The following is a 7,770-nucleotide window of genomic DNA, read 5'->3' as shown; positions in this document are numbered from 1 at the left end:
CGGTCACCCTGCACATCGGTACCGCCGCCGTGCCGGTGACTGTACGCCCTTTCGGCGACGACACGGCGAGGCTGACCCTCGCTCGCCCCCTTCCCCTGCGGGTCGGCGATCGGGCGGTCCTTCGGGAACCGGGCGGACGGCGCCCACCGTGCGGGGTGACCGTGCTGGACGTCCGTCCGCCGCAGCTGACCCGGCGAGGATCGGCCCGGTGCAGGGCGGCCGAACTGGCGGGCATGACCGGCCGTCCGGACGGCCTCGGCGAACTGCGGCGGCGCAGACTCGTGCAGCGCTCCGAGCTGCTCGCCATGGGAGTGCCGCCCCCCACCGCGCCGGTCGCCGGCGACTGGCTGGCCGACCCGGACCACTGGGCGGCGCTGAGGGAGCGCGTGGCGGCCGAGGTGGAGCGCCACGCGGCACAGCACCCGCTGGAGCCCGGCCTGCCGACCGAGGCGGCCCGTCGGCTGCTCGGCCTGCCCGATCGCTCCCTGGTCGACGCGCTCGCCGAGACATCGGGAAAGGTGCAGCACCGGCAGGGCCGGTTGTACTGCCCGGGAGACGTCGGGCCGACCCTGCCGCCGGCCGTGCGGGCGGCCGTCGATGCCGTGCGGCGCGAGCTGGCGCGGGCCCCGTTCCGGGCCCCCGAGGCCGACCGGCTGGCCGCACTGGGCCTCACCCGAAAGACGGTCGCCGCCGCCGTGTCCGCGGGCGCGCTGCTGCGGGTCGGTGACGGCATCGTCCTGCTCCCGGACGCCGATGTGCGGGCCGCCGCCGTACTGCGCGGGATTCCCGAGCCGTTCACCGTCAGCGAGGCGCGCCGGGCCCTGGACACCACCCGTCGGGTGGCCGTACCGCTGCTGGAGTTCCTGGACGCCCGGGGGTACACGGAGCGCGTGGACGAGCAGCGCCGGCGGTGCCGGGCCGCCGTGGGAAGCGGAAGCGGAGGCGGACGGGAATCGAACCCGCCTGCCCGAGATCCTCGGGCACCTCGGTTTTGAAGACCGGGAGGGCCACCAGGCACCCACACGCCTCCGCACGACAGGCTAACCGAAGGGCGATCGACGCCAAAGGAGACCCGCGATGACCTCGACCCGCGAAGCCGCCGTACGACTCACCCAGTACGCACACGGCGGCGGCTGCGCCTGCAAGATCCCACCCGGTGAACTGGAGGACGTGCTCGGCGGACTGACCCAGCCCGTCACCACCGGCAGCGACATCCCTCTGCTGGTCGGGCTGGCCACGGGTGACGACGCGGCGGTCGTCACCTTGCCCGCGCGGGACGGCGGTGCGCCGGCCCAGGCCGTGGTGTCCACCGCCGACTTCTTCACGCCCGTCGTGGACGACCCCTACGACTGGGGACGCATCGCCGCGGCCAACGCCCTGTCGGACGTGTACGCGATGGGCGGCCGTCCGGTCCTCGCCGTCAACCTGCTGGCCTGGCCGCGTGACGTCCTGCCCTTCGACCTGGCCCGCGAGGTGCTGCGCGGGGGCCTCGACGTCGCCACCGAGGCGGGCTGCCACATGGGCGGCGGGCACAGCGTGGACGATCCGGAACCCAAGTACGGCATGGCCGTCACCGGCCTGGCCGATCCCGCACGCCTGCTGCGCAACGACGCCGGCCGGCCGGGCATGCCGCTGTCGCTGACCAAGCCCCTCGGCCTGGGCGTGCTGAACAACCGCCACAAGGCCACCGGCGAGCGGTTCGAGCAGGCCGTGGCCACCATGGTCGCGCTCAACCGTGAGGCGTCGGCGGCGGCCCTGGCGGCGGGGGCGACCTGCGCCACCGACATCACCGGCTTCGGCTTCCTGGGCCATCTGCACAAACTGGCCCGGGCCTCGGAGGTCACCGCGGTGGTGGACACCGCCGCCGTGCCCTACCTCGACGGGGCCCGGGAGGCGGTGCGGGACGGGTACGTCAGCGGTGGCACCCGGCGGAACCTGGACTGGGTGGCACCCTTCACCGACTTCGGCACCACCGACGCCGACACCCGTCTCCTCCTGGCCGACGCGCAGACCTCGGGCGGGCTGCTCGTCGCTGGGGAGGTGCCGGGCGCGCCGGTGGTGGGGGAACTCGTCCCGCGCGGCGCGCACTCGGTGCTGCTGCGCTGAGTCCCGCGCCGGTCAGAGCTCCCTGCCCGTGTGCTCGTCGATGCCCGCCCGGGCCCGGTAGACCTTCACCAGCTCCACGGCAGCCGGCCCCTTGGGGCGGCGTCCCGGCCGGATGTCCACGGCGAATGCCTTGGTCTCCTGGATGTGGGTGTTGGGGTCGAGGGACATGTGCAGCAGTTCGTTGGCCGCGTCGCCCGTGCTGTAGCCGTTGGGCCCCCAGTGGTAGGGGATCCCCACCTGGTGCAGGGTGCGTCCGTGCACGGTCAGGGCCGGCACGCGGTCGGTGACCAGCACCCGCGCCTCGATCACCCCCCGGGCGCTGACGATCATCGCCCAGCCGGTGTGCTCGAGACCGCGCTCGGCGGCCAGCTCGGGCGACACCTCGCAGAAGAACTCCGGCTGCAGCTCCGCCAGATAGGGCTGCCAGCGGGACATGCCGCCCGCCGTATGGTGCTCGGTGAGCCGGTACGTGGTCGCCACGTACGGGAACACCTCCGTGCCGGGCTCCCCGCCGCTGGGCTGGTAGCGATTGTCCGGGTGCGGCGGCATCAACTGCCGTACCGGATTGCGCTGCTGCCCGTACAGGAGGTTGGGGAACGGCGAGTCCTGCGGCTCGTAGTGCGTCGGCAGCGGGCCGTCGGTGAGTCCGGCGGGCACGTGCAGCCATGCCTTGCCGTCGGCCTGCATGATGAAGGCGTCCGTGCCGGAGAGCGCCTCGGGCCCGGTCGCGTCCCGCGGGGGCTGATGGTCGGGCGACTTGTCCGGCTTGAAGTCGGGGATGTCGTGGCCCGTCCACTGGCCCTTCTCGCCGTCCCACCAGATCAGCGCTTTGCGCTCGCTCCACGGCCTGCCTTCCGGATCGGCGGAGGCACGGTTGTACAGGATGCGGCGGTTGGCCGGCCAGGCCCAGCCCCACTCGTTCGCGATCCAGTCCTGCTGCTCACCCGGCTTGCGGCGCGCCGCCTGGTTGACGCCGTCGGCAAAGACACCGCAGTAGATCCAGCAGCCGCACGCGGTGGAGCCGTCGTCACTGAGCTGCTCGTACGAGGCCAGCGGACTGCCGTCGGACGCACGGCCGTTGATCTCCTCCAGGACCGTCCCGGCGTCCGGCTCGGCGTGCTGACCCTTGGTGGGGTAGTCCCAGGTCAGGTCGAGCACGGGCCGGTCCATCGGGTCGGTGGAACCGGCGAGCTTCTCCCGGACGATCCGCCCGAGGTGATAGGTGAACCACAGGTCGCTGCGGGCCTCGCCGGCCGGCTCGACGGCCTGGTGGTGCCACTGCAGCAGGCGCTGGGTGTTGGTGAAGGTGCCGTCCTTCTCGGTGTGCGCGGCGGCCGGCAGGAAGAACACCTCGGTGCCGATCTCCTCGGTGCGCAGCTCACCGGTCTCGATCTCCGGGCCGTCCTTCCACCAGGTGGCCGACTCGATGAGGGAGAAGTCGCGCACGACGAGCCAGTCGAGGTTCGCCATGCCCAGGCGCTGCATCTTGGCGTTGGCGGAGCCGACGGCGGGGTTCTCGCCCATGAGGAAGTAGCCCTTGCAGGGGCCCTCCAGTTGGGCCATCACGGTCTCGTAGGTGGAGTGGGAGCCCGTCAGGCGCGGCAGGTAGCCGAAGCAGAAGTCGTTGTCGGCGGTGGCCGCGTCGCCCCAGTACGCCTTCAGCAGGCTCACCAGGTAGGCGCGCATGTTGCCCCAGTACCCCTTGTGCGCCGCCTCGGCCTGGACGAAGGCGTCCAGGTCCTCGTTCTTGTGGGCGTGCGGCATCGGAATGTAGCCGGGCAGCAGGTTGAACAGGGTCGGGATGTCCGTGGAGCCCTGGATGGACGCATGCCCGCGCAGGGCGAGGATCCCGCCGCCGGGCCGGCCGATGTTGCCGAGCAGGCTCTGCAGGACCGCTGCCGCGCGGATGTACTGCACGCCCACGGTGTGCTGGGTCCAGCCCACCGCATAGGCGAAGGCCGTGGTCCGCTCGCGCCCGGAGTTGTCCGTGACCAGCTCGCACACCTGACGGAAGAGGTCCTGCGGCACCCCGCAGATCCGCTCGACCAGCTCCGGCGTGTAGCGGGCGTAGTGCCGCTTGAGCACCTGGAAGACGCAGCGCGGGTGCTGAAGGCTCTCGTCGCGGTCGGGCTCGCCCTCGCCGATGGCGGCGCCGCCCGAGCCGTGGGCCTCGCCGCGCCCTGCCTCCGACACAGAACTGCCGCCGTCGGTGCGCTCCTCGTACTCCTGGTCGCGCTGGCCCGACGCCGCCTGGACCTCCGTGCCCTCGTACTGCCAGCTGTCGTTGTCGTAGCTGCGGCTGTCGGCGTCGAGACCGGAGAAGACGCCGTCGAGGTCCTCGGTGTCACGGAAGTCCTCCCGCAGTACCACGGGGCCGTTGGTGTAGGCCACGACGTAGTCACGGAAGTACTTCTCGTGGTGCAGGACATAGTTGATGATCCCGCCGAGGAAGGCGATGTCCGTGCCCGCGCGCAGCGGCACGTGCAGGTCGGCCAGCGCGCTGGTGCGGGTGAAGCGCGGGTCGACGTGGATCACCTTCGCTCCGCGGGCCTTGGCCTCCATCACCCACTGGAAGCCGACCGGATGGCACTCGGCCATGTTCGAGCCCTGGATGACGATGCAGTCCGAGTTCTGCAGGTCCTGCTGGAAGGTGGTCGCGCCGCCGCGGCCGAACGAGGTTCCCAGACCGGGAACGGTGGAGGAGTGTCAAACACGCGCCTGGTTCTCGATCTGGATGGCGCCCAGAGCGGTGAAGAGCTTCTTGATCAGGTAGTTCTCTTCGTTGTCGAGCGTGGCTCCGCCGAGGCTCGCGATGCCGAGGGTGCGCCGGGTGCGGATGCCGTCGACCTCCCACTGCCACCCGGCGCGACGGGCCCTGATCACCCGGTCGGCGATCATGTCCATCGCCGTGTCCAGGTCCAGCCGTTCCCAGTCGGTGCCGTGCGGGCGGCGGTAGAGGACGTGATGCTCGCGGGCGCTTCCGGTCGTCAGCTGCAGACTGGCCGAGCCCTTGGGGCACAGACGGCCACGGGAGACGGGGGAGTCGGGGTCGCCTTCGATCTGAGTGACCCGCTCGTTCTCCACGTAGACGTTCTGGCCGCAGCCCACGGCGCAATACGGGCACACCGACTTCACGACCCGGTCGGCGCTCGCGACCCGGGGAGTCAGATGCGCGGTGGCCTCGCTCTTGACGGCGGCCCCCCGACCCAGAGGGTCGGTGCCCTTGAGCTGGCGGTAGACCGGCCAGGAATCGATCCAGGTGCGCACGCCCATGACCTCCGCCCTTCGGTGGTGCCGGTGCGGTCTCTCAGCGGCAGCGGAGTACCCGCCGCGCGCCCGGCCAAACGGGCCCTGCCGAGGATTGACGGAGGGATGGCAGGGGACCCCGGGGGCGGTGTGTCAGCCCACGGGGCCGTTACGACATGACCGTAATGTCCGGGTGGTGTCGGTCCCGAGCAGTGTGACAGGAGTGATCGGATGGTTGTCGGGGTCCGTCATGGAACCGGAAGGGCGGCGCCGTGAGGCCACGAGACATCTTCGGCCATGTCTTCGCCCTGGAATCCCTCATCGCCGGTGTGGTGTTCGTCCTGCTGGGCTACGCGGCGGTCCGGCGGCGGGCGGGCCGGCGGTTCACCGCCTCGCCACGACCGGAGAGGCCCCGTTTGGGGAAGCGTTCTACGTGGGTGCGCTGGCCGCGATCGCCGTGGGCCTGGTGACCTGGACGGCGTGGCAGAACCACCGGGAGCACGAGACGGCCGGCTGCGCTCGCCCTGCTGGTGCCCGCGGGAGTGGAGTACTTCGCCATGGTCGGCACCATCGCCGGCGGCCGACCCCGCTTCCCCACACCGATGCTGTTCGCGCTGGCGTTCATCCCGCAGTTCCTGATCGGCGGACTCACCGGCATCATGGTCGGCACCCCGGTGATCGACTACCACGTCACCGACAGCTACTTCGTCGTCGCCCACCTGCACTACGTGCTGTTCGCCGGCAGCGCCTTCGGTCTCTTCACCGTGGTCTACTTCTGGTTCCCGAAGGTGACCGGCGTGATGCCGAGCAAGCGGCTGAGCCGCCTGCACTTCTGGCTGCTGGTGATCGGCACCAACCTGGCCTTCCTGCCGATTCGCCCTCGGCTACCTGGGCATGCCGCGCCGCGTCGTCACCTACGCGTCCTTCGACGGCTTCGGCACACTGAACCTGCTGTCCAGCTGCGGCGCGGCCTTCCTCGCCGCGGCCATGACGGTGTTCATCGTGAACATCCTCTGGGCCCTGCGGAAGAAGGCACTGGGTCGTGCCGAGCCGGCCGGCGACGACCCGTGGGAGGCGCACACGCTGGAGTGGGCCACCACCTCGCCGCCGCCCCGGCTGAACTTCACCCCGGACCACCCGGTGCCTCCCGTCACCAGCTTCGCCCCGCTGCTCGACCTGCGGCAGCGGGACGCGCGCAAGGCGTCCCCGGCGGCGGAGGGGAACGGATCGTGAGGCGGCACGTCTCGTTCCTGGTGGTCGCGGGCTGGGGCGGACTCAACGCCGTACTCCTGTCCGTCCTGGCGGTCTACGGCGAGAACTCCCTGGTCTTCTGGCTGTGGGGCGGCGTCGTGGCGCTGCTGGAACTGCTCGCCTCCTCGCGGTGCTCGCCTCCTCGCGCTCGGGCGCCGAGGAACAGGTGAGGTACCGGGGTGCCGGATCACGGGGCCGCCGCGGCGGTGCCCGCCGGTTTCGGGGGTGCGTTCGTCGCGCTGGCCTTCGTTTACGGCCTGTGGCTGCCGGTCGTCGCCGTCCCCCTGCTCGCAGCGGCGGCCGTGATGGCCGTGCGGGGCACGACCCCCAGGGAGGAGTGAGGCTGTGCACCACTCCACGCACACGGGCGGGCTGTCGTCCGTGGTAATGATGGCCTGCTCGGGTCTCGTCCTGGCGGTCGTGCTGCCGGCAGTGGGGTGGGGCGGGCGACGGTCGCCGTGGTGGGAGCGGGTGAGCGTGCACCCGGGCATCGCCCTGTCACTGTTGTTGGCGGCGCACGCCTGGGCCGTGCTCGGGGAGCTGATCCCCGCCGTGCCGACAGGGTGGGCCCTGGGTCAGCGAGCCGGTCCTGATCGTGGCCGGAGTGCTCTTCTGGATCCCCGTGCTGGCCCGCACCCGCCACCGCCTCGGCGACGTCGGCCGCTGCCTCTACCTGTTCCTGGCCGCGCCGCTGCTGGACCTGCCCGCGGTCGGCGTCATCGCGGCGGGGCACTCGGCCGGGGGACTGACCATGATCGTGGCCATGCTGCCGATCGGGGTCCTCGCGGCGGCGCTCACCTGGGAGTGGGTCAACCGGGAGGAGCGGCTGGCGGCGGACCCCGTCACCGCACCGACGGATGGTGACACCCATGCCCGGTGACCTTCGGCCGAGCGTCCTCGTCCTCGACGTCGACGAGACGGTGACCGACATGAGCCCACTCGCGGCGCGACTGGAGGACGTGGGGCTGCCCGGACGGCTGCTGCCGACCTGGTTCGCGGGCGTGCTCCGCGACGGCATGGCCGTCACCCTCGCCGGTGGCACGGTCACTTTCGCCGCGGTCGCCCGGGACGGACTGCGGACCCTCCTCGCGCAGGAAGGAGGATTCGGATCCAGCGCGGCCGCCAGGCGGAAGTGGCGCTTCGCCTGGTCGGGACGGCCCTGACGCT

At 71.7% G+C, this 7,770-nt stretch carries 8 protein-coding genes, 1 tRNA gene and 2 pseudogenes; 9 read left to right on the top strand and 2 right to left on the bottom strand.

Annotated elements, in window-relative coordinates; all coding sequences use genetic code 11:
• Positions 1 to 233 precede the first annotated feature (233 nt).
• Positions 234 to 896 (top strand): annotated as a pseudogene (locus ABZ281_RS28630) (SelB C-terminal domain-containing protein); the annotation flags it as partial.
• A 40-nt stretch (positions 897 to 936) separates the two neighbouring features.
• Here ABZ281_RS28630 and ABZ281_RS28625 read toward each other — a convergent pair.
• Positions 937 to 1,030: transfer RNA gene (locus ABZ281_RS28625), tRNA-Sec, on the bottom strand.
• Positions 1,031 to 1,077: 47 nt separating this feature from the next.
• Here ABZ281_RS28625 and selD point away from each other — a divergent pair.
• On the top strand, positions 1,078 to 2,106 hold the full coding sequence (gene selD, locus ABZ281_RS28620; protein WP_356660033.1) for a selenide, water dikinase SelD: 1,029 nt from the start codon (positions 1,078 to 1,080) through the stop codon (positions 2,104 to 2,106).
• Positions 2,107 to 2,118: 12 nt separating this feature from the next.
• Here selD and fdh read toward each other — a convergent pair whose 3' ends face one another.
• Positions 2,119 to 5,379 carry a formate dehydrogenase gene (gene fdh / locus ABZ281_RS28615; protein WP_356660031.1) on the bottom strand — a complete coding sequence of 1,087 codons (3,261 nt, stop codon included), beginning with the start codon at positions 5,377 to 5,379 and terminating at the stop codon, positions 2,119 to 2,121.
• A 245-nt stretch (positions 5,380 to 5,624) separates the two neighbouring features.
• Between fdh and ABZ281_RS28610 the strand changes: the two genes are divergently transcribed.
• The 7 genes and pseudogenes from ABZ281_RS28610 (at position 5,625) to ABZ281_RS28580 (ending at position 7,766) form a co-directional block, all read left to right on the top strand.
• A complete protein-coding gene (locus tag ABZ281_RS28610) occupies positions 5,625 to 5,822 on the top strand; it encodes a hypothetical protein (RefSeq protein ID WP_356660029.1) in 198 nt (65 codons plus the stop codon).
• A gap of 87 nt (positions 5,823 to 5,909) precedes the next feature.
• Positions 5,910 to 6,167 (top strand): annotated as a pseudogene (locus ABZ281_RS28605) (cbb3-type cytochrome c oxidase subunit I); the annotation flags it as partial.
• Between the two features lie 79 nt (positions 6,168 to 6,246).
• Positions 6,247 to 6,585 carry a hypothetical protein gene (locus tag ABZ281_RS28600; protein WP_356660037.1) on the top strand — a complete coding sequence of 113 codons (339 nt, stop codon included), beginning with the start codon at positions 6,247 to 6,249 and terminating at the stop codon, positions 6,583 to 6,585.
• A complete protein-coding gene (locus tag ABZ281_RS28595) occupies positions 6,582 to 6,773 on the top strand; it encodes a hypothetical protein (protein WP_356660035.1) in 192 nt (63 codons plus the stop codon). The genes ABZ281_RS28600 and ABZ281_RS28595 overlap by 4 nt, the downstream gene beginning before the upstream one ends.
• Positions 6,774 to 6,782: 9 nt before the next feature.
• The gene (locus ABZ281_RS28590) at positions 6,783 to 6,944 is read left to right on the top strand and encodes a hypothetical protein (protein ID WP_356660027.1); all 162 of its coding nucleotides are present in this window, start codon (positions 6,783 to 6,785) and stop codon (positions 6,942 to 6,944) included.
• Between the two features lie 263 nt (positions 6,945 to 7,207).
• Positions 7,208 to 7,483, top strand: a complete 276-nt coding sequence (locus ABZ281_RS28585; RefSeq protein ID WP_356660025.1) for a hypothetical protein — start codon at positions 7,208 to 7,210, stop codon at positions 7,481 to 7,483.
• The gene (locus ABZ281_RS28580) at positions 7,473 to 7,766 is read left to right on the top strand and encodes a hypothetical protein (RefSeq protein ID WP_356660023.1); all 294 of its coding nucleotides are present in this window, start codon (positions 7,473 to 7,475) and stop codon (positions 7,764 to 7,766) included. Before ABZ281_RS28585 ends, ABZ281_RS28580 begins: the two co-directional genes overlap by 11 nt.
• The last annotated feature ends 4 nt before the right edge of the window (positions 7,767 to 7,770 follow it).

The organism is Streptomyces sp. NPDC006265, from assembly GCF_040613555.1.
Taxonomy (GTDB): Bacteria; Actinomycetota; Actinomycetes; order Streptomycetales; family Streptomycetaceae; genus Streptomyces.
This window is presented reverse-complemented; position numbering and strand designations above follow the sequence as displayed.